This is a genomic window from Amycolatopsis sp. NPDC049691 (assembly GCF_040675005.1).
Taxonomy (GTDB): Bacteria; Actinomycetota; Actinomycetes; order Mycobacteriales; family Pseudonocardiaceae; genus Amycolatopsis.
Genome location: NZ_JBFANX010000006.1, coordinates 347001 through 372103, shown reverse-complemented (window position 1 = coordinate 372103; position 25103 = coordinate 347001). Strand labels below are relative to the sequence as shown.

Annotated in this window: 23 protein-coding genes; 10 read left to right on the top strand and 13 right to left on the bottom strand. The window is 72.6% G+C overall.

From position 1 onward, the window contains the following. Positions 1 to 258 precede the first annotated feature (258 nt). Genes AB0J40_RS16870 through AB0J40_RS16860 form a run of 3 tightly spaced genes read right to left on the bottom strand, consistent with a single transcriptional unit; the run spans position 259 to position 4405 of the window. Complete coding sequence (locus AB0J40_RS16870; protein ID WP_364453398.1) at positions 259 to 1791, bottom strand: ATP-dependent DNA ligase; 1533 nt, start codon at positions 1789 to 1791, stop codon at positions 259 to 261. Between the two features lie 40 nt (positions 1792 to 1831). After that, positions 1832 to 3490: a substrate-binding domain-containing protein gene (locus AB0J40_RS16865; RefSeq protein ID WP_364453395.1), complete on the bottom strand. Its 1659-nt coding sequence runs from the start codon at positions 3488 to 3490 to the stop codon at positions 1832 to 1834. Positions 3491 to 3541: 51 nt separating this feature from the next. Then, a complete protein-coding gene (locus tag AB0J40_RS16860) occupies positions 3542 to 4405 on the bottom strand; it encodes a helix-turn-helix transcriptional regulator (protein ID WP_364453392.1) in 864 nt (287 codons plus the stop codon). Positions 4406 to 4505: 100 nt separating this feature from the next. On the opposite strand from AB0J40_RS16860, the gene AB0J40_RS16855 reads away from it, so the two are divergent. Beyond that, on the top strand, positions 4506 to 5531 hold the full coding sequence (locus AB0J40_RS16855; RefSeq protein ID WP_364453390.1) for an aldo/keto reductase: 1026 nt from the start codon (positions 4506 to 4508) through the stop codon (positions 5529 to 5531). A gap of 4 nt (positions 5532 to 5535) precedes the next feature. Here the strand turns inward: AB0J40_RS16855 and AB0J40_RS16850 are convergent, their stop codons facing one another. After that, the gene (locus AB0J40_RS16850; protein WP_364453388.1) at positions 5536 to 6933 is read right to left on the bottom strand and encodes a class II fumarate hydratase; all 1398 of its coding nucleotides are present in this window, start codon (positions 6931 to 6933) and stop codon (positions 5536 to 5538) included. Between the two features lie 93 nt (positions 6934 to 7026). Between AB0J40_RS16850 and AB0J40_RS16845 the strand changes: the two genes are divergently transcribed. From AB0J40_RS16845 to AB0J40_RS16825, 5 genes are all read left to right on the top strand, one after another. Further along, positions 7027 to 7659, top strand: a complete 633-nt coding sequence (locus AB0J40_RS16845) for a GntR family transcriptional regulator (RefSeq protein WP_364453386.1) — start codon at positions 7027 to 7029, stop codon at positions 7657 to 7659. Then, positions 7656 to 8108 carry an OsmC family protein gene (locus AB0J40_RS16840; RefSeq protein WP_364453384.1) on the top strand — a complete coding sequence of 151 codons (453 nt, stop codon included), beginning with the start codon at positions 7656 to 7658 and terminating at the stop codon, positions 8106 to 8108. The genes AB0J40_RS16845 and AB0J40_RS16840 overlap by 4 nt, the downstream gene beginning before the upstream one ends. A gap of 92 nt (positions 8109 to 8200) precedes the next feature. After that, a complete protein-coding gene (locus AB0J40_RS16835) occupies positions 8201 to 9499 on the top strand; it encodes a lipase family protein (RefSeq protein WP_364453381.1) in 1299 nt (432 codons plus the stop codon). 51 nt (positions 9500 to 9550) lie between these two features. Then, positions 9551 to 10195, top strand: a complete 645-nt coding sequence (locus AB0J40_RS16830; protein WP_364453379.1) for a TetR/AcrR family transcriptional regulator — start codon at positions 9551 to 9553, stop codon at positions 10193 to 10195. A gap of 49 nt (positions 10196 to 10244) precedes the next feature. Continuing rightward, positions 10245 to 11234 (top strand): NAD(P)/FAD-dependent oxidoreductase, encoded by a 990-nt coding sequence (locus AB0J40_RS16825; RefSeq protein ID WP_364453376.1) that lies wholly within the window; start codon positions 10245 to 10247, stop codon positions 11232 to 11234. Here the strand turns inward: AB0J40_RS16825 and AB0J40_RS16820 are convergent, their stop codons facing one another. The 6 genes from AB0J40_RS16820 to AB0J40_RS16795 all read right to left on the bottom strand — a co-directional run bounded on the left by AB0J40_RS16820 (position 11235) and on the right by AB0J40_RS16795 (position 15698). Then, the gene (locus tag AB0J40_RS16820; protein WP_364453373.1) at positions 11235 to 11984 is read right to left on the bottom strand and encodes a serine protease; all 750 of its coding nucleotides are present in this window, start codon (positions 11982 to 11984) and stop codon (positions 11235 to 11237) included. Positions 11985 to 11992: 8 nt separating this feature from the next. Further along, positions 11993 to 13045: a class II fructose-bisphosphatase gene (gene glpX / locus AB0J40_RS16815; RefSeq protein WP_364453371.1), complete on the bottom strand. Its 1053-nt coding sequence runs from the start codon at positions 13043 to 13045 to the stop codon at positions 11993 to 11995. Positions 13046 to 13127: 82 nt separating this feature from the next. After that, the gene (locus AB0J40_RS16810) at positions 13128 to 13349 is read right to left on the bottom strand and encodes an exodeoxyribonuclease VII small subunit (RefSeq protein WP_013229792.1); all 222 of its coding nucleotides are present in this window, start codon (positions 13347 to 13349) and stop codon (positions 13128 to 13130) included. Continuing rightward, positions 13346 to 13744, bottom strand: coding sequence for a hypothetical protein (locus AB0J40_RS16805; protein WP_364453368.1), 399 nt, complete (start codon positions 13742 to 13744; stop codon positions 13346 to 13348). The genes AB0J40_RS16810 and AB0J40_RS16805 overlap by 4 nt, the downstream gene beginning before the upstream one ends. Continuing rightward, positions 13741 to 14976, bottom strand: coding sequence for an exodeoxyribonuclease VII large subunit (xseA, locus tag AB0J40_RS16800; protein ID WP_364453365.1), 1236 nt, complete (start codon positions 14974 to 14976; stop codon positions 13741 to 13743). Before xseA ends, AB0J40_RS16805 begins: the two co-directional genes overlap by 4 nt. Then, the gene (locus AB0J40_RS16795; RefSeq protein WP_364453362.1) at positions 14973 to 15698 is read right to left on the bottom strand and encodes a lipid droplet-associated protein; all 726 of its coding nucleotides are present in this window, start codon (positions 15696 to 15698) and stop codon (positions 14973 to 14975) included. Before AB0J40_RS16795 ends, xseA begins: the two co-directional genes overlap by 4 nt. Before the next feature lie 143 nt (positions 15699 to 15841). On the opposite strand from AB0J40_RS16795, the gene AB0J40_RS16790 reads away from it, so the two are divergent. After that, positions 15842 to 16837 carry a 4-hydroxy-3-methylbut-2-enyl diphosphate reductase gene (locus tag AB0J40_RS16790; RefSeq protein WP_364453360.1) on the top strand — a complete coding sequence of 332 codons (996 nt, stop codon included), beginning with the start codon at positions 15842 to 15844 and terminating at the stop codon, positions 16835 to 16837. 232 nt (positions 16838 to 17069) lie between these two features. Here the strand turns inward: AB0J40_RS16790 and AB0J40_RS16785 are convergent, their stop codons facing one another. Both AB0J40_RS16785 and AB0J40_RS16780 read right to left on the bottom strand, forming a co-directional pair. Next, complete coding sequence (locus AB0J40_RS16785) at positions 17070 to 17996, bottom strand: DUF6542 domain-containing protein (RefSeq protein ID WP_364453357.1); 927 nt, start codon at positions 17994 to 17996, stop codon at positions 17070 to 17072. A 266-nt stretch (positions 17997 to 18262) separates the two neighbouring features. Further along, positions 18263 to 19177, bottom strand: a complete 915-nt coding sequence (locus AB0J40_RS16780; RefSeq protein ID WP_364453355.1) for a DNA recombination protein RmuC — start codon at positions 19175 to 19177, stop codon at positions 18263 to 18265. Between the two features lie 226 nt (positions 19178 to 19403). Here AB0J40_RS16780 and AB0J40_RS16775 point away from each other — a divergent pair, with 226 nt between their 5' ends. Genes AB0J40_RS16775 through AB0J40_RS16765 form a run of 3 tightly spaced genes read left to right on the top strand, consistent with a single transcriptional unit; the run spans position 19404 to position 23674 of the window. Further along, entirely contained in the window at positions 19404 to 20555 is a 1152-nt protein-coding gene (locus tag AB0J40_RS16775; RefSeq protein WP_364453352.1) for an exonuclease SbcCD subunit D, read from the top strand. After that, on the top strand, positions 20552 to 23503 hold the full coding sequence (locus AB0J40_RS16770; RefSeq protein ID WP_364453349.1) for an SMC family ATPase: 2952 nt from the start codon (positions 20552 to 20554) through the stop codon (positions 23501 to 23503). Before AB0J40_RS16775 ends, AB0J40_RS16770 begins: the two co-directional genes overlap by 4 nt. A 21-nt stretch (positions 23504 to 23524) precedes the next feature. Next, positions 23525 to 23674: a DUF1737 domain-containing protein gene (locus AB0J40_RS16765; protein WP_364453347.1), complete on the top strand. Its 150-nt coding sequence runs from the start codon at positions 23525 to 23527 to the stop codon at positions 23672 to 23674. A gap of 37 nt (positions 23675 to 23711) precedes the next feature. Here the strand turns inward: AB0J40_RS16765 and AB0J40_RS16760 are convergent, their stop codons facing one another. Then, positions 23712 to 25094 carry an AlkA N-terminal domain-containing protein gene (locus AB0J40_RS16760; protein WP_364453344.1) on the bottom strand — a complete coding sequence of 461 codons (1383 nt, stop codon included), beginning with the start codon at positions 25092 to 25094 and terminating at the stop codon, positions 23712 to 23714. Positions 25095 to 25103: the final 9 nt, after the last annotated feature.

Here is a 25103-nt window from a genome sequence, read left to right as displayed (position 1 = left end):
CGACGCCGTCCTGGCTGTTGTCGCCTTCGACGACGTCGACGATGCCCGCCTTCGGGCCCGCCGGGCCCAGCTTCGTGTACAGCGCCGGGTCGATGTGGCCGAGCTGCCGTGCTCGGCCTGCACCGCGGGCGCGAGCACGCCGGCGAACGACTGCGCGACCGCCGAGAAGTGGTGCTTCGACGGCTGGTGCCCGGCATCCGGCGTGCTCGGCACGGGCGAGGCACCGGCGGCCGGCGGGCGCACCATCGCCTTTCGTCGTCAGCTCCCTTCCGAACGGTCGCCGTGCAGCAGGCCGCGGACGGTGTCGATCGTGTCCGCCTCGGCCGGGTCCTTGTCCGGGCGGTAGCGGACCACCCGCGCGAACCGCAGCGCCAGGCCGCCGGGGTAGCGCGTCGAAACCTGGGCGCTGTCCAGCTCGATCTCCACGACGACCTCCGGCCGGACGTACACCGTCCAGTCGTCGCGGTGGGTCTCGATCTCCTGGAACGTCCTCGTCTGCCACGCCAGCAGCTCGTCGGTCATGCCCTTGAACGTCTTGCCCACCATGATCGGCGGGCCCCCGTCCGGATCGCGGGCGCCCAGGTGCAGGTTCGACAGCGTGCCCGTGCGGCGGCCGTGGCCCCACTCCGCCGCGAGCACCACCAGGTCGATCGTGTGCACCGGCTTGACCTTCAGCCACGCGCGCCCGCGCCGCCCGGCCGCGTACGGCGACGCCAGGTCCTTGACCATCACCCCTTCGTGGCCGGCCTCCATCGCCGCCTCCAGTACCGCGGCCGCCCCCGCCACCCCCACCTCGCCGGGGATCACGTGCGCCCCCGCGACCTTGCGCAGCGCCGCGTTGCGCTCGGACAGCGGCGCGTCCAGCAGGTCGACGCCGTCGAGGTGCAGGCAGTCGAAGAAGTACGGCCGCAGCAGCAGTGCCTTGACCTGCTCCTCGCGCGTGCTGCCGAACCGGCTCATCGTGTCCTGGAACGGCCGCGGGCGCCCCGCGTCGGTCAGCGCGAGCGTCTCGCCGTCCAGCACCACCGACTCGCACGGCAGCGCCCGCACGAGTTCGACCAGCTCCTGGACGCTCCCGGTGATCTCGCGCAGCGTCCGCGTCCAGACGTGGACCTCGTCACCCTGGCGGTGCACCTGGATCCGGGCACCGTCCATCTTGTACTCGACGATCGCCTCGGCGTGCTCGGCGACGGCCTCGTCGAGCGACTCCGCCGGCGACGCCAGCATCGGCTTGATCGGCGTGCCCAGCGTCAGCCGGAACTCCGCCAGCGCGGCCCGCCCGCCGGTCATCGCCGCGACCCCGGTGACGCCCAGCTTCCCGGACAGCATGAACGCGCGCCGCACGTCCTCGGCCGGCACCTCGGCCGCCGCCGCGACCGCGTCGACCATCACGCCTTCCAGCGCGCCCTGCCGCAGTTCGCCGGTGACCAGCCGGAACATGAACTGCTGCTCGTCCTTCGTGAGCCGTTCGAACAACGCCCGCAGGACCTCCTGGCGCCGGGTCGCGGAGCCCGTGCCCGCCGCGACGCCGGCCGCCGCGGTGAGCGCCGCGTCGACCTCGGCCACCGTGACGACGGGTTCCGGCGCCGCACCCGCGCCCAGCCCGGCCAGAGTGCGCCAGCCCGCGCCCAGCCGGTCCTGCGCAGTCTGCCCGGTCAGGTACGCGATCACCACGGGCAGCTCGCCGACCTCGGCGGCGCGCAGCACTTCGGCCAGGAGGGCGATCTTCGCCTTCCTGGACCTCGTCGCCGCCAGCTCGGCGGACGCCCGGACCAACTCGCTCAGCAACACCCGGACATCATGACCCGGACCACCGACAATTTCAGGGCGGTCAGATGTCCGGCCTGGTGCAGAGGGGGTCGAGCAGCCCGTCCTTGGCCACGCAAGGGGTGTATCCGGCGTCCTGCAGCTCCGCCCGCGCGGTCGGGCTCGCCAGGTAGTCGAGGAACCGCTTCAGCACGCTCCCGTTCGACGGCACGCCCTTCGTGTACAGGTACTCGACGGTCCAGAACCGGTACCCCGCGTCCACGGTCGTGACGTCGGGGTAGTGGCCGTCGAGCTGCACGATCGTCACCTGCTGGTCGCGGGCGGCCGCGGTTTTGGCCGCCGGGACGTCGGCGTACCCGATCGCGCCCGGCACGGCGCCGACCTCGGTGAGCACCTCGGCGGTCGTGCCGCGCTCGCAGCGGGTCGTCGCCGCGGCCGGGTCGCGTTCGGGCTTGCGGCACGAATCCGACGTCAGCCGGTCCTCCGCGCCGCCGAGCACCTTTTGCTCGAACGTCTTGCGCGTGCCCGACTCCTGCCCGCGTCCGACGATCCCGATCGGCACCGACGGCCCCGGCCGCAGCTGGTCCCAGTTCCGCACGCGCCCGCTGAAGATGTCCTTGACCTGCTGGGTCGTCAGCTTGTCGACACCGGCCGCGCGGTTGACGACCAGGCTGTACACGACCACCGCGACGGCCTTCGCCTCCAGGCCGGGGCCCGCTTCGCCGGACCGGCCGTCGGAGAGCACCGCCAGCTCGTCCTTGCCGGACGCGTCGACCGGGGCGAGCGCCCGGACGCCGGTGACGCTGCCGGTGGCGCGGGTCGTGATGGCCGCGCCGTCGCACTGGCCGTGGTACTCGGCGGCGATGCGGTCGATGATCGGGACGAACGCGCTCGACCCTTCGACCGACAGCTTCCCCGTGGCGCACTGCGCGGAGTCGGCCGGCCGCGACCACGAGACGAGCAGCGTCGCCAGCAAGGCGCCGGTCAGCAGCACCCCGACGGCCGTCGTGACGACCGGCCAGCCGAACCGGCGCTGCTTGCGGTCGTCCTTGATCCGGCCGGCGGCCAGCCGGGCGTGGTGGTCGATCTCCTTGCTGATCTCGCCGTCACCGCCGGACTCGCGCAACACGACGACCAGCTTGAACTTCTCCTTGCGCTTCAGGGAAAGCCGCGCGAGCCGGACGCCGTGCCACTCCGGGGCGTCGGGCGCGGGCACCCCGGCGAGCCGTCTCGGCAGCAGCGCACGCACGCGGGAGAGCTTCGCGCTCTCGACCGGCTGGCTTTCGCGGGTGAAGAACTCGAGGCCTTCGCGGACGTGCTGGCGCAGGCCGTCGTCGGTGGCGTCCGACACCCGCGCGTCCCAGACGATCCGGCTGCCGAAGGTGAACGACAGCGGGATCTCGAAGTCACCCGGCGCGATGTCGAACCCGCCGGTGTTGTGGATCCGGATCACGACGACGCTCATCCGGCTCAGCAGCCGCGCGGTCCGCTCCAGCTGCGGGTCGGCCTGCGCGGAGCCGTTCTCGCCGTCGTGCAGGTCGATCGGGGACAGCCCGATCTTCGAGTTGTAGAGCACCCGGAACGTCAGCCGGCGCCGCCGGATGAAGTAGCGGTCGACGACCGGCGCGGCCATCGCGACCAGCGCGGCGATGCCGAGCACGAGGCTGCCCGAGTCCGAGCTGAGGATCTCGGCGAGGGACTGCATGGTCGCGCCGACACCCACCGTGCTGCTCCTCTGCCCCCGGCTCCCCAGGTAGAGCAGCGTAGGCAGGCCTCAGCCGGCGTGGGGTTGCGACGACCGAGTGTTCACCGGCCGTTCATCGGTGGCGATCCAGCTGGCCAGCAGGCCCAGCGCGCGTTCGGTCTCCGACCCCGGTTCGGCGTGGTAGACGACCATGCCCTGGTCGGGGTCCTGGGGCAGCCGCAGCGTCTCGTAGCGCAGCCGCAGCTCGCCGACGACGGGGTTGCTCAGCACCTTCCACCCCTGCGCCTTCTCCCGGACCGCGTGCTCGGCCCACAGCTTCCGGAACTGCTCGCTGGCCAGCGAAAGCTCGCCGATCAGCTGGGCGAACCGCGGGTCGCCGGGGTGCCGTCCGCTTTCCGCGCGCAGGTTCGCGACGAGTTCGCGGCACACGGCGTCGTACTCCGGGTGCAGCTCCTTCGCGCGTTCGTCGGTGAAGACGAGCTTCGGCATGTTGCGCTCTTCGAGGTCGGCGAAGGCGAACGCGACCGCGCCGCCGAGGGCGTTCCAGGCGAGCACGTCCAGGTACCGCCCGAAGACGAACGCGGGCGCCTGGATGGCGTCGAGCAGCTGCTGCAGCTCGGGCCGGACCCGCTGCGGCGCGCGCTCGTCCCGGCGCTTCGGCGCGGCGAGGTTGCGCAGGTAGGACTCTTCGCCTGCGTTGAGCCGCAGCGCGCGGGCCAGCGCGTCGAGGACCGCGTCCGACACGTTCTTCGCGCGGCCCTGCTCCAGCCGCGTGTAGTAGTCGACGCTGATCCCGGACAGCTGCGCGAGTTCTTCCCGGCGCAGGCCCTTGACCCGCCGCTGCGTGATCCCGGGCGGCAGGCCCAGGTCCGCGGGGTCCAGTGCGGCGCGGCGCGCCTTCAGGAAGGCGCCCAGCTCGGCTGCGTCACTCATGCCTCCAGTATCCCCGGCTCGGCGTTCCCCGCCTGGTACTGGCAGACCCAGGTCGAGCGTGACCTGGTCCGGTGGTGGTCCCGCCAGCAGGGTGGAGCCCATGGAACGACGAATTCTGGGCGGTACGGGCATCTCGGTCAGCGAGTACGCGTTCGGCGCGATGATGCTGGGCAAGTGGGGCAACCCCGATCACGAAGAGGGCGTCCGGATGCTGCACACGGCGCTCGACGCGGGCGTCAACTTCTGGGACACCGCGGACATGTACTCCGACGGCGAGAACGAGCAGATCGTCGGCAAGGCGCTCAAGGGCCGCCGCGACGAGGTCGTGCTCGCGACCAAGGCCTTCTTCCCGATGGGGGCGGACCCCAACCAGGGTGGGCTCTCCCGGCGCTGGCTGACCCGCGCGCTGGAGGACAGCCTGCGCCGCCTCGACACCGACTACATCGACCTCTACCAGGTCCACCGGCCCGATCCCACGACCGACATCGAGGAAACGCTTTCGGCGCTGACGGACTTCGTGCGCGCCGGCAAGGCCCGCGCGATCGGGTCGTCGGACTTCCCGGCCGAGCAGATCGTGGAAGCCCAGTGGGTGGCGGAAAAGCGCGGCTTGGCACGGTTCCGCGCCGAGCAGCCGCCGTACTCGATCTTCAACCGGGCGATCGAGGCGGCGGTGCTGCCGACGGCGCGGAAGTACGGCATGGGTGTGCTGACGTGGAGCCCGCTGGCCAGCGGCTGGCTGTCGGGCAAGTACGTGAAACCGTCCGATGTGGACCTGTCCGATGGGCGCCGGACCCTGCAGGCGCACAAGTTCGACCCGGCCCTGCCGGAGAACGCGGTCAAGTTCGAGGCGATCGCGCGGCTGAAGAAGATCGCGGACGACCTGGGCCGCCCGATGACCCACCTGGCGACGGCGTTCGTCCGCGCCCACCCGGCCGTGACGTCGGCGATCATCGGCCCGCGGACCCCGCAGCAGCTCGCCGACCTGCTCGCCGGCGCGGACCTCGTTCTCGACGACGAGGTGCTGGACCGGATCGACGAGATCGTCCCACCGGGCACGGACCTGAACCCGGCCGAGAAGGACTACACCCCGCCGACGCTGGCGGACCAGCGCCTGCGCCGGCGGTAGCGGGTCACTTGCCGCCGCGGGCCATGCGGAGGACGTCGAGCGCTTCGTCGAGCTGCTCCTCCGTGAGCTTTCCCTCGCGAACGTACCCGCGCTCGATGACGACCTCGCGGATCGTCTTCAGCTCCTTGAGCGCCTGCTTCGCGACCGCGGCCGCCTCTTCGTAGCCGATGTACTTGTTCAACGGCGTCACGATCGACGGCGAGCCCTCGGCGTAGGTGCGCGTGCGCTCGGTGTTCACCGTGATGCCCGCGAACACCTTGTCCGCCAGCAGCCGTGACACCGCGGCGAGCAGGCGCGCCGACTCGAGGACGTTCCGCGCGATCACCGGCAGGTTGACGTTGAGCTGGAAGTTGCCGGCCGCGCCGGCGAAGGCGACGGCCGCGTCGTTGCCGATCACCTGCGCGACCACCTGCAGCGTCGCCTCCGGGATCACCGGGTTCACCTTGCCCGGCATGATCGACGAGCCCGGCTGCAGGTCCGGCAGCGCCAGCTCGGCGAGGCCGGTGCGCGGGCCGGAACCGAGCCAGCGCAGGTCGTTCGCGATCTTGTTGAGCGACACCGCGATCGTGCGCAGGTGGCCGGACGTCTCGACGACGCTGTCCTGCGTCGCCTGCGCCTCGAAGTGGTCGCGGGCCTCCGTCAGCGGCAGCCCGGTCACGGTGGCGAGTTCCGCGGCGACCGACGAGCCGAAGCCGTCCGGCGCGTTCAGGCCCGACCCGACGGCGGTGCCGCCGATCGGCAGCTCGCCGAGGCGCGGCAGGCCCGACTTCAGCCGCTCGACGCCGAACCGGATCTGCGACGCCCACGCGCCGGCCTCCTGGCCGAGCGTGATCGGCACGGCGTCCATCAGGTGCGTGCGGCCGGACTTCACGACGTCGGCCCATTCCGCGGCGCGCACCTCGATGGCGCCGGCCAGGTACTCGAGCGCCGGGATGACGTCCTTGGTGACGGCTTCGGTGGCGGCGACGTGGATCGTCGTCGGGAAGGTGTCGTTCGACGACTGCGACGCGTTGACGTGGTCGTTCGGGTGCACGTCCCGGCCGAGCGCGCGCGAAGCCAGCGTCGCGATGACCTCGTTGGCGTTCATGTTCGACGACGTCCCGGAGCCGGTCTGGAAGACGTCGATGGGGAAGTGCGCGTCGTGGGCGCCCTCGGCGACCTCGTCGGCGGCGGCCGCGATGGCGTTCGCGACGTCGGCGTCGAGCACCCCCAGCTTGAGGTTGACGCGCGCGGCGGCGGCCTTGAGCAGGCCGAGCGCGCGGATCTGGGCGCGCTCCAGGCCCCGGCCGGAAATGGGGAAGTTCTCGACGGCCCGCTGGGTCTGCGCGCGGTAGAGCGCGTCGGCAGGCACGCGGACCTCGCCCATGGTGTCGTGTTCGATCCGGAATTCCTGGTCAGCCATACCCCCGATTCTGGACCTCTTCGCCGGTCCCCGCGTGGTGGCGTTGCGCACCCCCGGCCTCTTTGTATACGTTGGATACAAAGGAGGTCGCCGATGAACTCGGTGTACGAAGACGTGCGCGGCCTGATCGTGCTCGGGACTTACCCGGCGGGGCGGGCGGTGACCGAGCAGGAGCTGTGCGACCGGCTCGGCGTCAGCCGCACGCCGGTGCGGGAAGCGCTGCGCCGCCTGGAAAGCGACGGTCTGGTCGAGCCGGCCCGCCGCGGCGTGACGGTGGTCGAGCTGGACCCGAAAGCCCTGCGGGACGCCTACCGCGTGCGCGCCGCGCTGGAGGGGCTGACCGCGGAGCTGGCGGCGGAACGCCAGCGGTCGGGTGAACTCGCGCCGGCCGATCTCGCCCGCCTCGGCGCCCTCGCCGACGACGCCGACCGGGCGACCCGAAGCGGCGACCTCGCCGAAGGCGTCCGGCACAACCGGGCGTTCCACCGCCACATCGCGGCGCTCGCCGACAACCCGCCCGCGGCCGAGGCGCTGGACCGGCTCTGGGACCGGATCACCGTCTCGACCCGGGCCTCGCTCGCCGCGCCCGCGCGGACCGGCCAGGTCGAGGAGGAGCACCGGCAGCTGGTCGCCGCCATCGCCGACGGGCGGCCCGAAGACGCCGCCGCCCTCGCCCGAGCCCATGTCCTCTCGACGATGCACACACTGGAAGGAACCGGGAAATGAGCCGGGAACACCACTACGAAGTGACCGTGCGCTGGACCGGCGAGACCGCGCACTACCGCGGTTACGTCCGCGACCACGACGTCGAGGCGGCGGGCAAGCCGACGCTGGCGGCGAGCGCCGACCCGGCGTTCCTGGGTTCCGCCGACCGCTGGAACCCCGAAGACCTGCTCGTCGCGACGCTGTCGCAGTGCCACATGCTGACGTACTTGTCCGTGTGCGCGCGGACGGGCGTGGTGGTGACCGGGTACGTCGACCGCGCGAGCGGGGTGATGCGGGAGGACGGCGCCCACGGCGGTCGCTTCACCGAAGTCGTCCTGCGCCCGGAGGTGACGGTGGCCGAGGAAGGCATGCGCGAGAAGGCGATCGCGCTGCACCACGACGCCCACGAACAGTGCTTCATCGCGAACTCGGTGAACTTCCCGGTGCGGCACGAGCCCGTCGTGCGGTAGCCCGCCGATCGTGTACGCGGCTGTACACCACACCTACTCGCTGGTAGGTTACGGCGATCCGCGTGATCCACTTCATGATTCAAAGGGGAGTCATGATCGCTCGCTCAGCCGCGCTCGCCGCCGTGCTCGCGCTCACCCTCGCCGCCGCGCCGGCGAGTCCCGCCTTCGCGGCGGCCGATTCCTTCTACTCCTACGACGGCAGCGCACCGCTGTCGTCGTACGCACCCGGGACGGTCCTCAAGACCCGGACGCTGAACTACCACGTCGTCGGTCTCCCGACGCCGGTGCAGGCCGTCCAGCTGCTCTACCGCACCACCGACGCGCAGGGCCGCCCGGCCGCCAACGTCACCTCGGTCGTCCGCAGCATCACCGGCGACCGCACGAAAGCCGTGTCGTACCAGTCGGCCTACGACTCGCTCGACCCCGCCGACGCGCCGTCGCGGGCGATCGCCGGCGACGTCACCCTCGGCGGGCTCCTGCCCAACGCCGAGTCGCTGCTGCTCCTGCCGTCGCTCCTGCAGGGCTACAACGTCGTCGTGCCCGACACCGAGGGGCAGACCGCGGACTTCGCCGCGGGCCCGGAGTACGGGACGACCACGCTCGACTCGATCCGCGCCGCGACCAGCTCGGCCGCGACGGGGATGACCAAGAGCACGAAGTTCGGGCTTCTCGGCTACTCGGGCGGCGCGATCGCGACGGGCTGGGCGGCCGCGCTGGCGCCGAGCTACGCCCCCGACGTCAACGCGAACCTCGTCGGCTTCACCGAAGGCGGCGTGCTCGTCGACCCCGCGCACAACCTGAAGTACGTGAGCGGCAGCCCGGTCTGGTCCGGCGTCATCCCGATGGCGCTGATCGGCGTCGCGCGCGGCTTCGGCATCGACCTGCGGCCATACGCGAGCGAGTACGGGCTCAAGGTGCTCGACGAGCTGGAGCACGCGTCGATCATCACCGCGCTGGGCCGGTACCCCGGGCTGACGTGGCAGAAGATCGCGAAGCCCGAGTACGCGAACCCGAACTCGGTACCGCCGTTCGTCGAATCCGTGAACAAGGTCAACATCGGCTCCGCGCCCACGCCGTCCGTGCCGGGTTTCATCGCGCAGGGCAACGCCGGGTTCCTCGAAGGCACCACGAGCAACCTCCCCGGCATCGGCACCGGCGACGGCGTGATGGTGGCCGGCGACGTGCGCGCGCTGGCCCGCCAGTACTGCGCCACCGGCAACCGGTCGATCGAGTACCAGCAGTACGACCTGCTCAGCCACGTCGGCGGCCTGGCCGCGTGGGCCCCCGCGGCGATCGGCTGGCTGGCCGACCGGTTCGCGGGCCGGGCGGCGCCGTCGAGCTGCGGGCAGATCCCGGCGGGCAACTCGCTGGAGCCCGAACAGCCCGCCTGACCCCCTCGGCGGACCGGTCGCCGGGGCCGGTCCGCCGGGTACGGTTCCGCGATGCAGACCCGTTTCCCCAAAGGGCCGCACGGCCTCAGCCGGGAAGAAGTGGCCGGGGCGCAGCGCGCCCGGCTGATCGAAGCGGTACTGGCCAACGTCGGCGAACGCGGGTACGCGGCCACGACGGTCGGCCACGTCACGGCGTCCGCCGGCGTCTCGCGCACGTCGTTCTACGAGCAGTTCACCGGCAAGCAGGCCGCGTTCCTGGCCGCCTACCGATCGGCGACGGGGGAGTTCCTCGACCGGGGCGTCGCGGTGGCGGCCGAGGCGCCGACGCCGTCGGACGCCGTGGCCGCGTGCGGTGACTTCGTCGTCGGCTACGCGCGCCGCCGTCCGGTGCTGACCCGCGCGGTCCTCCTGGAGATCTACGCCCTCGGCGACGCGGGTCTCGAAGCGCGCGAAGAAGTGCTGCGCGCGGGTGAGGCCGTGTTCGACCGGACGGCGGCGTGGTTGCGCACCACGGACCCGAAGCTGCCGCTGCCGCCGTCGTTCACCGCGCGGACCGTCGTCGCCGCGACGATCGAGCTGCTCACCCAGGCCATCTGGCTCGACACCGTCGAGGCCTACGACCGCGCCCGCGAAGCCATCCGGCACACGTGGCTGCTCGGCCTGTTCGGGCACCGGAACGTCCCTGGCTCCGGCTAGGATCGAGTGTGTTCTCGATCACCGCCATCCACCACTGGCTGGAGCGAGCATGACTGAAGTTCCTGGGGACTCGTACGACCTCGTCATCATCGGCGCGGGCCCGACCGGCCTGTTCGCCGCCTACTACGCCGGGTTCCGCGGCCTTTCGATGGCGGTGGTCGACTCGCTGCCCGAGCCCGGCGGGCAGGTCACCGCGATGTACCCGGAGAAGATGATCTACGACGTCGGCGGGTTCGCCGAGGTCCGCGGCCGCGACCTGATCGACGGCCTGGTGAAGCAGGCCGCGCCGTTCGCGCCGACGTACCTGCTGGGGCGCAAGGCCGAGAAGCTCGAAACCGTGGGCGACGGCGTCGAGCTGACCCTCGACGGCGGCGAGACCCTGCGTGCGGGCGCCGTGCTGATCACCGCGGGCATCGGCGAGTTCACGCCGCGTCCCTTGCCCGCCGGCGACGGCTGGCTCGGCCGCGGCATGGTCCACTTCGTCCCGTCGCTGCAGGCGCACGCGGGCCAGCACGTCGTGGTCGTCGGCGGCGGCGACTCGGCGTTCGACTGGATCCTCGCCCTGCACCCGGTCGCGGCGAGTGTGACGCTCGTGCACCGCCGCGCCAAGTTCCGCGCCGCGGAGTCGATCGTGCGGCAGGCGCGTGAGCTCGGCACCCGGATCATCACCGACGCCGAAGTCACGCGGTTCGTCGAAGCGGCCGACGGCTCGCTCGAAGCGGTCGACGTCTCGGTCAAGGGCGCCGGCGACGAGCGGCTGCCGGCCAACGCCGTCGTCGCGGCGCTCGGGTTCACCGCCGACCTCGGGCCGATCGAGAGCTGGGGCCTGGAGATCGACCACCGCGCCATCGCCGTCGACACGACGATGGCGACCGCGCGGGAGCGCGTCTACGCCGCGGGCGACGTCGCCGCGTACCCGGGGAAGGTGAAGCTGATCGCGACCGGCTTCGGCGAGGCGGCGACGGCCGTCAACAACATCGCCGTCGCGCTCGACCCGGACGCGCACCTGTTCCCGGGCCACTCGAGCAACGCCGAATAGTCAGGCCTTCGTCTTCTCCGCGATCCACGGCGCGTACGCGACGACGGACGTGTAGATCGACGGCGCCGTCGCGCACTGCGGGTCGTTGTTGCCCGGCCGGCTCGTGACGCCGACGAGCAGCCAGTGGTCGCCGTCGCGGACGATCTCGGGGCCGCCGGAGTCGCCGAAGCACGCCCCGGCCTTGCCGCCGGGGTTGTCCGTGCACAGCTCGGCGGTGCCGTCGAACCCCGACGTGCACTTCGCGCCCTCGACGATGTGCGTGTCGAGCTGCTGCAGGTTCGTCGGGATCGCGCCGCAGTTGACCTTCGGGCACGTCTGGCCCCAGCCGAGGATCCGGGTCGCGGTGCCGGGCGACGCGGCCGTCGCGAGTCCGATCGGAGCCGTCTTGGCCGGTGTCGCCAGCCGCAGCAGCGCGATGTCGCCCGCCGGTTTCTGCGTGTCGAACGCCGGGTTCACGACGATGTCCGCGACCTGGCCGACCTCACCGCCCTGGCCGACGTCGTTGGTGCCCGCCCGCAGGGAGATCGCGGACGGGGCCTTGTCGAACGCGCAGTGCGCCGCGGTGACCACCCAGCCGGGGGCGATCAGCGCGCCGGCGCAGAACAGCTTGCCCGTCGAGGTGTGCAGCGAGACCGCGAACGGGTACGGCTGGTCCGCGTCGCCGCCCCCGACGATGGCGGGGCCGGCCGACGCGGTACCGGGGACCAGGGCGAACACCAGGACCAGCAGGACCAGCAATCGCCTGGGCACGGAACTCCTTACGGCAGCGGGGGAACGACGTCGTCGGCGGGCGCGTCCAGGTGGCCGTCGAAGTTGACCGAGGAGTACGCCCGCAGCTTGTTGAGCCGGTGGTAGCCGTCGATCATTCTGACGGTCCCGGACTTGGACCGCATCACGATGGACTGCGTCGTCGCGCCGCCCTCGCGGTAGTGGACGCCGCGCAGCAGGTCGCCGTCGGTGACGCCGGTGGCGCAGAAGAAGACGTTGTCGCCGCGCACGAGGTCGTCGTTGAGCAGGACGCGGTCGAGGTCGTGCCCGGCGGCGAGGGCCTTCTCGCGCTCGGCGTCGTCCTTCGGCCACAGCCGGCCCTGCAGCTCGCCGCCGAGGCACTTCATCGCGCAGGCCGCGATGATGCCCTCGGGCGTGCCGCCGATGCCGATCAGCATGTCGACACCGGTGGTCGGGCGGGCCGCGGCGATCGCGCCCGCGACGTCGCCGTCGGAGATGAACCGGATCCGCGCGCCGGCGTCGCGGACCTCCTTGATGATCTGCTCGTGGCGCGGGCGGTCGAGGATGCACACGGTGACGTCGCCGACGCTGCTGTTCTTCGCCTTGGCGACCCGGCGGATGTTCTCCGCGATCGGCGCGCCGAGCTCCACCTTGCCCGCCGCCTCCGGCCCGACGGCCAGCTTCTCCATGTAGAACACCGCGGAGGGGTCGAACATCGCGCCGCGCTCGGCGACGGCGAGCACCGCGAGGGCGTTCGGCATGCCCTTGGCCATCAGGGTGGTGCCGTCGACCGGGTCGACGGCGACGTCGCAGTCCGGCCCGTCACCGTTGCCGACCTCTTCGCCGTTGAACAGCATGGGCGCTTCGTCCTTCTCGCCCTCGCCGATCACCACGACCCCGCGCATCGACACCGTCGAGACGAGCTGGCGCATCGCGTCGACGGCCGCGCCGTCGCCGCCGATCTTGTCGCCGCGGCCGACCCAGCGGCCGGCGGCCATGGCGGCGGCTTCGGTGACCCGGACCAGCTCCATCGCGAGGTTGCGGTCGGGCGCTTCACGACGACTCTCTGCGGCGGACATCATTGCCTCCCGGATGCTGGAACTGGCGGGTCAACAGTCTGTCAGATACCCGCGCTGATTCCAGATACCGTCGGCATGGCCTACCTCACTGCTCGGAGTCGTCCTCCACGGACGCCAACGCAGCCTCGATCCGCTCGCGGGCGCCTTCGAGGTGGCGCTCACAGACCTTCGCGAGCTTCTCGCCCTTCTCCCACAACGCGAGCGACTGCTCGAGGGACAGACCACCGGCCTCGAGCTCGCGGACGACCTCGACGAGGCGGTCGCGCGCCTGCTCGTACCCGAGTTCCTCGCTGGCTGCTTCACTCACGCTCGGTGTTCTCCGACCTTCCGGGCTTCCACGCTGTTCGCGCACACTACCGCGCTGGCCATGGCGTGGTCGTACCCGACGAAGGCGAGGGCGAACTCCTGCCCGTCACCGTCCGCGATCGCCTCTTCGAGGTTCTCCTGCGCGCCGGCCACCCGCTTCCGGTGCCCCGCCCCTTCGGCGAACCACCAGCGCGAGCCGACCTGCATCGACGTCGCTTCGGACAGCCGGCGCAGCTGCGGGCCCAGGTCGCGGCGGGCCGCGGTGCCGCAGCCGGCGAGCAGCGCCGTCCAGCACTCGGCGGCGGCCCGGTCGGTGCGCACCGCCTGGTCCAGCAGCGGGCGCGCGCCCAGGCGCCGGGCCGCGTCCACGGTGAGCGGGAGGAACGTCGCTCTCACCCCTGCTCTCCTTCCGCCACCGCGCCGATCGCGCCGTCGCCCACGCGCACGCGCAGGTGGGCACCGGCCTCGACTTCGGAGACGGAGCGGAGTACCTGGAGGTTGCCTTGCTCGTCGAGGAACTGCACGACCGCGTACCCGCGGGCCAGCGTGGCGGCCGGGCCGAGCGCGGTCAGCCGGGCCCGCGCGCTCGCGAGCTCGGCCTGGTCCTTGGCGAGCAGCGTCAGCATGGCGCGGCGCGCGCGTTCGCGGTGGACGTCGACGTCGTCCTGACGGCGCTGGACCGGCCCGAGGGGATCGGCCAGCGACGGGCGGCTGCGGATCTGGTTCAGCAGCCGCGTCTGGGTGTCGACCCAGCCGTGCAGGGCGCGGCGGCCGCGGTCGCGCATCTGCCGGACCCGTTCGGTCTCTTCGCGCAGGTCGGGAACGATGCGCTTGCCGGCGTCGGTCGGCGTGGAACAGCGCAGGTCGGCGACGTAGTCGAGCAGCGGTGTGTCCGGCTCGTGCCCGATCGCGCTGACCACCGGCGTGCCGGCGGCCGACACCGCGCGGCAGAGCGCCTCGTCGGAGAACGGCAGCAGGTCCTCGACGCTGCCGCCGCCGCGGGCGATGACGATGACGTCGATGTCGGGGTCGGCGTCGAAGATCCGCAGCGCGCGCATGACCTGCGGCACGGCCTGCGAGCCCTGCACGGCCGTGTTGAGCACCTTGATCCGGACGTGCGGCCAGCGGCCCTGCGCGTTCGCCAGTACGTCCCGCTCGGCCGCCGACGCGCGGCCGGTGATCAGCCCGACGCCCTTCGGCAGGAACGGGATCGGCCGCTTGCGCTGGGCCGAGAAGAGGCCTTCGGCGGTCAGCAGTTTCTTCAGGCGTTCGATCCGGGCCAGCAGCTCGCCGATGCCGACGGCGCGGATCTGGTCGGCGCGCAGGCTGATCGTGCCGCGGCCGAAGAAGAACGACGGCTTCGCGTGCACGACGACGCTGGCGCCCTCGCGCAGCGGCGGTTCCATCTCGCGGATCAGCCAGTTCGGGCAGGTCACCGACATCGAGACGTCCGCCGACGGGTCACGCAGCGTCAGGAACGCGGTCTGCGTGTTCGGCCGCGAGCTGACCTGCGTGACCTGGCCTTCGACCCACACGCTGCCGAGCCGGTGGATCCAGTCGCCGATCTTGCGCGCGACCGTCCGGACCGGCCAGGGCTTTTCGGCGGTGCTCGGTTCGGTTTCGGTCACTGGCCGTTCTCTTGGCCGTCTTCCCCGGCCCGTTCGGCCTTGCGGGCGTTGGCGATCCGGCGCGAGAGCATCCCGGTGAAGGACGAGCGGTCGGCGTGCGCGCGCTCGTACTCGAGGATGGTCTCGAGCTGTTCGATCGACAGCTGGCGCAGCCGGGCGCGCAGCTGCGGGAGGGTGAGCTGGTCGTAGCCGGTCAGCCCGGCGGGACCCTCGTACCCGGCGGCACTGGTCCGCGGCGTCTCGCTCTTGGTCTTCTTGTCGATCGCGGGCGTGCCGGGCTTGGGCTTGTTGTCCGTTTCCGGCGGCGCGTCGTTCTCGCCGTCGGCGTGGTCCTCGGCGAGCGCGCGTTCCTCTTCGGCCCAGGGATCGCCCAGCTCCGCTTCGAGTTCGGCCGCCGACGGAATGTGACCGTTGATCTCCGAGCGCGGTTCGGGCACGTCGGCGACCGTCGACAGGTTCGGCCGCGGGACGTCGGGCTCGACGTCCTCGTCGAACGTCGCCCAGCTGGGCGTGTCCTCGACGGGGCGCAGGCTGGAGAGGGCGTTGTCGCCCTTGATCGCCAGCTCGGTGACGTGCTGCTGGACGCGCATGGAGGCCTGCAGCACCTGGCTGACCACGGTCACCGGGAGTCCGGCGAGCTGCCGGGGAAGCTCACGAACCCGCTCGGCGGTGGAGACGGCGAGGCCCGCGGCGACCCGGAGGGGGAGCGGGAATGGCTTCATGCGTCCCAGCCTGCCGCATGACCGCCGTCCCTGCCCAACCGGAAGTGCGCAGCGCGTGACGGCTGGCACACTTCCGTAGAGGGACGAAGCTCACCCGAAAGGGACTTCGAGTTCGTCTCGGACCTGCCCGTACCCTGGGTGCCATGAGTTCAGCGAGTCCCGGAATCGAGCCCGCGGGTACCCCGACGATCACCGGAACCGCTTCCGGCAAGCGGGTGCTGCTCGCCAAACCCCGTGGTTACTGCGCCGGCGTCGACCGCGCGGTGATCGCCGTCGAGAAGGCCCTCGAGGTCTACGGCGCCCCGGTGTACGTCCGCAAGGAGATCGTCCACAACAAGCACGTGGTCGAGACCCTGCGCGAGCGCGGCGCGATCTTCGTCGACGAGACGTCCGAGGTGCCCGAGGGCGCGCTGGTGGTGTTCTCCGCCCACGGCGTCTCGCCGATGGTGCACCAGGAGGCGGCCGACCGGAACCTGCGCACGATCGACGCGACCTGCCCCCTGGTGACGAAGGTGCACAAGGAGGTCAACCGGTTCGCGAAGGACGACTACGACATCCTGCTGATCGGCCACGAGGGCCACGAAGAGGTCGAGGGCACCGCCGGCGAGGCGCCCGACAAGGTCCAGCTGGTCGACAAGGCCGAGGACGTCGACAAGGTCCAGGTGCGCGACCCGTCGAAGGTGATCTGGCTGTCCCAGACGACGCTGTCGGTCGACGAGACGATGGAGCGCGTCGACCAGCTCCGCGAGCGCTTCCCGGGGCTGGCGGACCCGCCGAGCGACGACATTTGTTATGCGACGACGAACCGCCAGGTGGCGGTCAAGGCGATGGCCGCGGAGTGCGACCTGGTGCTGGTGGTGGGCTCGACGAACTCGTCCAACTCGAAGCGCCTGGTGGAGGTGGCCCTGAAGGCGGGGGCTCGCGCTTCGTACTTGGTCGACTTCGCCCACGAGGTCGACGAGGAGTGGCTGTCCGGCGTGACGACGGTGGGGGTGACGTCGGGGGCCTCGGTGCCGGACGTGCTGGTCATGGAGCTGCTGGACTGGCTGGCCGAGCGCGGCTACGGCGACGTCAACGAGGTGACGACGGCCAACGAGAAGATCTCCTTCGCGCCGCCCAAGGAGCTGCGGAAGGTCTGAAGCCGGTAGGTCGGTTCGGCGGCGGGTCGCGGGTGCGGCTCGCCGCCGAACTGCGTTGCGGGGTGCCGCGGCGTTGCCGTGCCGCGGAGCTGCCGTGCCATGCGACTTGCGCCCTTGCTCGCCGGGAAGCCGTGCAGCCGAAGCTCCCGCCCTGGCGGGCGCCGCCCGCCGTCACCGCGCATGCGAAAGGCCGGTCACCATCCGCAGATGGTGACCGGCCCTTCCCAGGTCGTCAGCGCTCTTCTTCGTCCCAAGGACGGTTCCGGCGCGGGGGCGCACTCCGCCCACCAGAGGGGCGGCGAGGCGGCGGTGTGTCACGGCCGTCTTCCGCGGGTGGGCGCGGGCGTCGCCGGGGAGCGTCGCCGCGGCGACGGGGGTCGCTGTCCGCCGGGGGTGGTGTTCGGCGCCCCGAGGGCGGTGGCTTGCGCGCGCCACGGTCGCGTTCGGCGGGTGCGCCGCCGCGGGGGGTGCGGCGTTCGCCGTCGGGGGAGGCGCGGCGTTCGCCATCCGCGGGTGGGCGGGGCCGTCGCGGTGGTTCGCCGCCGCGGCCGCGTCGCGGGGGTACCGGGGTCTGGCCGGTGCGGCTCGAGCCGGGCGGCCGCGGACGACCGCCGGCCGAGGTCGCCGCCGCGCGCGTCGACGGCTTCTCGTCGTCTTCGCCCGCCCGGCGGCGGTCGGCCGCCTTGCCCTTCTTCGGGGCGTCGGGGTCGCGCTCGCGGAAGATCCGGACGAACCCGATCAGCAGTGTGATGCCCGTGGTGATCGCCATGGTCGGGAAGCCGTTGATCAGCGGCGTGCCGATGTTCAGGGCCTTCGACAGCATGTCGTCGCCCTGGGAGCCCGAGGTCAGCAGGATCACGCCGGGCACGACCACGGCCAGCACCAGCGGCGGCATCACCATCGGCCCGAACAGCCCTCGCCGCCGCACCGCGCAGACCGCGATGACGGCCCCGGCGATGTAGCAGACGGTGAAGATCAGCGGGATGCTGCCCTGGCTCGGCTTGCCGATGAGGGCACCCACGATCGCCAGGCCGAAGCCGACGAGCACCGCTGCCCACCACGGCAGCCCGCGCCTCGAACCGACGACAGGACGCTCGTCCCACGGTACGGCGGCGTCGTCGGCATCTGGATCGCTCTGGCGATCGCGAATCGCGGTCACGAGACAACACCGTATCTCGTGGTTGTGAAGATCTTGCCAGCACCGCCGCCGACGTGGGTGTATCGCCACCCGGCGGCGTGACCGCGTGGCCCCGCCGGGCGCTGCTGTGACGTGCTGCACTTCCTGCCGGTTCGTCCCCTTTCCGTCGTCGCGATGGTCGAGTCGTCGCAGGTGGGAGCCCTGCGGCCGGGCCGGCCGGGGCACGACGGCCGTCCGTCCGATCGCCGGATATATCGGACATCCGATACCGGCGACCTCCGGTGCGCTCAGCTGGCCGCCAGCTCGTCCCCCTTCCGCACCTGGGGAACCGGGGCCGGGCTCCCCGCCGCGTCCGTCAGCGGTGCCACCGTCGCCCGGAACGCCTCGAGCGCCTCCAGCTCCCGCCGCCGCGCCGACAGGAACCGCTGCAGGTGCGTGCTCGACAGGTTCAGCGCGTCCACCGCGCCGCCCGCCGCCCGGTGCGCGGCCGCCGCCCCGGCGCGCACCTGCTCGACGTCGGCCTCCAGCGTCCGGTCGCTCGCCGCGAACAGCGCCGCCGACGCCAGCACCCCGAACCCGGTCGGCCCGCACAGGAACACCCGCCGGTCGATGAGCCAGCGCAGCAGCTCCGGGTCGGTGTCCAGCGCCGCGACCACGGCGGCGTCGGACGGGACGAACATGATCGTGCCGTAGATCGCGTCGGCCCAGCGCTGGTAGCCCTTGCCCGCCAGCTCGGCCGCCCGGGACCGGATCTGCCGGACGTGCGCGCGCAACGCGTCGATCCGCTCCGCCGGGTCGTCGGTCTCCACCGCCTCCGCCCAGATCGCCATGCTCGCCTTCGCGTCCACCGGCACCGTGCGGTCGCCGCCCACCCGCAGCACCATGTCCGGCTTCGCCGAGCCGCCGCCGCCCACGTCCGTCTGCAGCGTGAAGTGGAGGTTCTCCCGCAGCCCCAGCGCCCGCGCGGTCTCCACCAGCACCTGCTCGCCCAGTTCGCCGCGCCCGCTGATCGAGGCGAACGCGACCTCGTAGCGCCGCAACGCCAGCTGCTGCTGGTCCGACTTCGCCCGCTCGGCCGCCACCTGCCGGGCCGCCGCGTCCGCCCGGCGCATCCCGTCGTTGTACAGCCGCCACAGGACCGCGACGGCGAACAGCAGCAGGACCGCGAGCACGATCGCCGCGGTGGTCAGCACTGTCGCCACTTCCGTCTCCTCCCTCCGGCCGCCTGGTTCGGACCGCGCAGACATCATGGCGGACGGCACCGACAAAAACCGCAGCCGAACCGTCGCTCTGGGTAGCTGACCTGCGAACAAATGAAATTCCCGCAGGGCGTGTCCGGGTCGGCACGCTCGTGTTAGTACACACGTTCGAGTGAGGAGGCGGCGAGCCTGCGCGATTTCGTCGGGGCCGGGTCGTACCTTGGCCGTCGTGAGACTCCTGCACACCTCCGACTGGCACGTCGGCCGCACCTTCCACGGTGCCGACCTGCTCGCGGAACAGGAAGCGGTGCTCGGGCACCTCGCCGACCTCGTGGCCGGCGAGGCGATCGACGCCGTCCTGGTGGCAGGCGACCTCTACGACCGCGCGGTGCCGTCGGCCGAGGCCGTCCGGCTGGCCACGGCGGCGGTCGCGCGGATCCGTGCCGCGGGCGCGCAAGTGATCGTCACGCCGGGGAACCACGACTCCGCGCCGCGGCTCGGCGCCTTCGCGGAGTTCGCCGCGGCGGGCGGGCTGCACCTGCGCACCACCGTCGGCGGGCTGGCCGAGCCGGTGCTGCTGGAGGACGCCCACGGCCCGGTCGCCGTGTACGGAATCCCTTACCTGGAACCGGAACCGGCGCGCCACGCCCTGGGCGTGCCGGACGCGCGCGGCCACACCGGCGTGCTCACCGAGGCCATGCGGCGGATCCGCGCGGACCTCGAAACCCGGCCCGGGGTCCGATCCGTCGTGCTGGCGCACGCGTTCGTCACCGGGGGCGAGCCGACCGACTCCGAACGCACGATCGCGGTCGGCGGTGTCGAGCAGGTGCCCGGCTCGGTCTTCGACGGCGTCGACTACGTGGCGCTCGGCCATCTCCACGGGCCGCAGACGCTCGCCGAGCACCTGCGCTACTCCGGCAGCCCGCTGGCGTACTCGTTTTCCGAAGCGCGGCAACGCAAATCGGTCTGGCTCGTGGACTTCGACGCGGCCGGGCTCGGCGACGTCCGCCGGCACGAACTGCCGGTGCCGAGGCCGCTCGCCACCCTGCGCGGCGAGCTCGAAGACCTGCTCGTGGCGCCGGACCACGACCAGTTCCTGGAGCACTTCCTGTTGGTCACGGTCACCGACCGGGTGCGGCCGGTGGACGCGATGCGGCGGCTGCGCGAGCGGTTCCCGTTCGCGGTGCACCTGGAGTGGGAACCCGAAGGCGGGCACAGCGGTGCCCCGCTGCGGTACTCCGACGCCGTCCGCGGCCGGTCGGACATCGAGGTCTCGCGCAGCTTCCTCGACGACTGCCGCGGCGCGCCGCCCACCAAAAGCGAAGAGCAGCTCCTGTTCCGGGCCCTCGAAGCGGCCGACCGGGGGGCGCTCGCGAAATGAGGCTGCACAGGCTGGAGGTCGAAGCCTTCGGACCGTACTGCGCACGCGAAGTCGTCGACTTCGACGTGCTCGGCGCCGACGGTCTCTTCCTCCTGCACGGCGAAACCGGCGCGGGCAAGACCACGTTGCTCGACGCGATCGCGTTCGCCCTGTTCGGCGTGGTTCCCGGGGCCCGCAACGAGGCCAAGCGGCTGCGCTGCGACCTGGCCGAGCCCGACCAGGTCACCGAGGTCGCGCTGGAGCTGACCGTGCAGGGCCACCGGCTGAAGATCGTGCGCAACCCGGAGTACCAGCGGCCGAAGCGGCGCGGCGAGGGCACGACCACCCAGCAGGCGAAGGTGTCGCTGAGCTGGGTAGGCGCCGCGCCCGCCGGGTTGCCGCCGGAGGGCCTGATCCGGATCGAGGAGGTCGCGCGCACCGTCGAGCGGCTGCTCGGGATGACCGCGGCCCAGTTCTTCCAGGTGGTGCTGCTGCCGCAGGGCGAGTTCGCGCGGTTCCTGCGGTCCGACACCGCCGAGCGCGAGAAGCTGCTGGAACGGCTGTTCGGCACCGAACGCTTCGCCGACGTCGAACGCTGGTTCGCCGACCTGCGGGCCGAGCGCGGCCGGGAACTCGAGCTGCGACAGGGGAAAGTGCGCGAGCTGCTGGCCCGGTACGCGCAGGAAGCCCAGCAGGAGCCACCCGAGACCGACGTGGCGGAGTGGGTCGACGCCGTGCTGGCGGCGTCCGCCGACCGCGTCGGGCAGGCCACCGCCGAAGAGCTGCGGACGCGGTCGGCCGCCCAGCGCGCCGACGTCTACCTGCAGGAGGAACGGTCCGGCGCGGAGAAGATCCGCCGGGTCCGCACGGCGCACCTGCGGCTGGTCGAGATCACCGAGCAGGCGCCGCAACGCGCCGAGTGGGCCCGGGAGGTCGCGGCTGCGCGGCGGGCGGCCGGGGTCGCTGTGGAGGCCGACCTGCTGGACCGGCGCGCCGCGGAACTGGCCGAAGCCGAGCAGGCGGAGAAGGAGCGTGGCGCCCGGCTGCGGGAGTTCGGCACCCGGGCGACCGGCGACCTCAAGGCGCGGGCGGCTGCGGCGCGGGAAGAGGCCGGCGCGGTCGCGGAACTCGTCGCCGAGGCCGAGCAGCAGCAGCTCGACGTCATGCGGCGGGACGACCGGAAGCTCGCCGCCGTCACGGCTCAGCAGCAGGCCGAAGCGCTGACCGTCGAGCTGGCCGCGATGCCAGGGCAGCTGGCCAAGCTGCGAGCGGACGCCCTCGCGGCGGCCGAAGCCGAAGCGAAGCTCGATGGCGCACGCGCCAGGGTGGACGAGCTGCGGGGGTTCGCGCGAGACGCGGCGGAACTCCCGGAAGCACAGGCGAAAGTCGGGCGAGGCGAGGCGAAACTGCGCGAGGTCGTCGACGCGCACCAGGCGGCCCGGCAGCGGCGGCTCGACCTGCGCGAGCGGCGGCTCGACGGCATGGCGGCCGAGCTGGCCGCCGCGCTGCCGGACGGCGCGCCCTGCCCCGTCTGCGGGTCGGCCGAGCACCCGGCGCCGGCGAACCGTGACGCCGAACTGGTCGACCCGGCCGAGGAACGCGCCGCCGAGGAAGCCGAGCAGGCGGCGGACGCGGTGCGGCAGCGGGTGGTCGTCGCGCTGGAAGAGGCGAAGGCACGGCTGGCCGGGCTGGTCGAACGGCTGGCCGGGCGCACGGCCGAGTCGATCGCCGCGGAGCTGGCCGAAGCGCGGTCCACGGTTGCCGTCCTCGCCGAGCGGGCCGCGGCGAAGGCGAAGCTCGGCGAGCAGGTCGTCCTCCTGGAACACGATCTGGAGCTGCGGGCCGAACGCCGCCGCCAGGCCGAGCAGGCCGCGACGGAGGCGACGACCGATGTCCGGGCCATCGAGGAACGGCTGGCGGAGCGCGAACGCCGGCTCGTCGCCGGGCGCGGCGAGTTCGCGGACGTCACGGCCCGGCGGGAGCACCTGATCGGGCTGGCCGAAGCCCTCGAAGGGGTCGCGGAGGCCCGGACGGCCGTAGCCGGTGCCCGGGAGCGCGTCGCCCAGCAGCGCGCGCTGGTCGAGGCCGCGGTCAAGGCGAAGGGCTTCACTTCGCTGAGAAAGGCGCGGGCCGCGATGCTGCCGGACGAGCAGATCGAGAAGCTGGAACAAGGCATCGCGGAGGCCGAAGCCGCCGCGGCGGGAGCCCGGGCACTGCTGTCGGAGCCGGACCTGTTCGGGATCTCGCCGGACGACGTGGCGGACGTCGACCGCGCGGCCGACGCGGCCCAGCTGGCGCGGGCGCGCGCGGACTCCGCGTACGCGGCGCTGCGGGTGGCGACGGCCCAGCACGAAGAGCTGACGCGGCTGGCCGTCCTGCTGCGCGAAGCGCTCGCCGGCCTCGCACCGGCCGAAGCGGCGTACGCGGAGCTACGCGCGCTCGCGGACGTCGTCAACGGGCGCGGGCAGAACAGCCGGAAGATGTCGTTGCGCTCGTACGTGCTGGCGGCGCGGCTCGAAGAGGTGGCGGTCGCCGCCACCCACCGGCTGCGCACGATGAGCCAGGGCCGGTACTCGTTCGTGCACTCCGACGCCGCCGGCGCGCGCGGCACCCGCGGCGGGCTGGGCATCGACGTGCTGGACGACTACTCGGGCACGATCCGCCCGGCGAAGACCCTGTCCGGCGGCGAGTCGTTCCTGGCGTCGCTGGCCCTGGCGCTGGGGCTGGCCGACGTGGTGGCGGGCGAGACGGGCGGCGCGCTGCTGGACACGCTGTTCGTCGACGAAGGGTTCGGCACGCTGGACGCCGAAACCCTCGACGTGGTCATGAACATCCTCGACGAGCTCCGCGCGGGCGGCCGGGTGGTCGGCCTGGTGTCCCACGTGGAGGAGCTGCGGCAGCGCATCCCGACGAGGCTGCGGGTCCGGAAGTCCCGCACGGGCTCGACAGTGGAGGTGCGCGCCGGTTGACGATTCGGACAAGATGAAGCCATGACGGACCAACCGCCGAACGGCCTGCCCCGCTACCGCCTGCTGACCGGCCCGGACGACGCGAAGTTCTGCCACCGGGTCAGCGAGGCGCTCGAGCTGGGCTACCGGCTCCACGGCTCCCCGGCGGCGACGTTCGACGGCAACAGGTGATCGTGGCGCAGGCGCTGCTCTGGCAAGGCGAGCAGGGCTAGCGAACGGCTTGACGGAGGTACATCCCGGCGTAGGAGCACCACGGGGTCCAGGCGCGCGCCCGTTCCGGCAGCGAGTCCGCCACGATGCCCAGCGCCTCCGCGCCGCGCCGGACCGTGGGGTCGGCGGTCAGCAGGACGTCCGGTGCGCCGAGGACTCGCATCAGCACGTAGTCCGCCGTCGACGCGTCGATCCCCGGGCACGCCAGCAACTCCGCGCGCAGCTCGGCCGCGTCCCGGCCGACGTGCACGTCCAGCCGTCCGGAGGCCAGCGCCTCGGCCACCGGGTGGCCCGTCGCGGCGATCTGCGCCGCCGTCGGGAACAGCCGCGTCACGCCCCACTCGCCCGGGACCTCCTCACCGGCCGGCAACTGAACGTCGGACACCGCCCGGAGCAGCAGCTCCTCGCCGTCGACCGTGCCCGGTACCCGGATCCCCGGCACGGCCGCCACCACCGGGGCCAGCGCCGGGTCGGCGCCGAGGACCCGCGCCACCGCCGCCGGGTCGGCGTCCAGGTCCAGCAGCCGGCGCACGCGGCTGACCGCGCTGCCCAGGTCGCGCAGGTCGGTGAGGCTCAGCTCGCACCGCACGTGGTCGGCCGACGGCGTCAGCCGGACGACCCCGGTGCCGTGCGCGAGCCGCAGCGTCCGCGCGTAGAACGTCGACGTCACCTCTTCGACCCCCGGCAGCGCGTGCGCCGCGAAGAACCGAAGCAACCCAGCCGCGTCGAAGGGCGGTCTGAACGGCAGCCGGAGGCTGAGCCGGGTTCCGCTCACGTCGTGCCGGCGTCGTGACGCGGCGAAGGCGCGAAGCTGCGACGGCGTCGTCGCGAACACCTCGCGGATCGTCTCGTTGAACTGCCGCACGCTGGAGAAGCCCGCCGCGAACGCGACGTCCGTCAGCGGCAGCCCCGACATCTCGATCAGCAGCCGGGCCGAGTGCGCGCGGTGCGCCCGGGCCAGGGCGAGCGGGCCCGCACCCAGCTCGGCGGTGAGCACCCGGCCGAGCTGACGTTCCGAATAGCCGAGCCGCCGCGCCAGGCCCGGGACGCCTTCGCGCTCCACCGTCCCGTCGGAGATCAGTCGCATCGCCCGCGCGGCGAGGTCGGCGCGCACGTTCCAGTCCGGCGAGCCCGGCACCGCGTCGGGCAGGCAGCGGCGGCACGCGCGGAACCCGTTGGCCTGCGCGGCCGCCGACGTCGGGAAGAACCGGACGTTCCGCTCCTTCGGCGTCGACGCCGGGCACGACGGACGGCAGTAGATGCCGGTGGTGCGGACCGCCATGATGAACTGGCCGTCGAAGCGCGAGTCGCGGGCGGTGACCACGCGGTAGCAGCGCTCGGCGTCGCGCCAGAGCGCCGGTGCTTCCGTCGATGTGACCATGGATTCGAG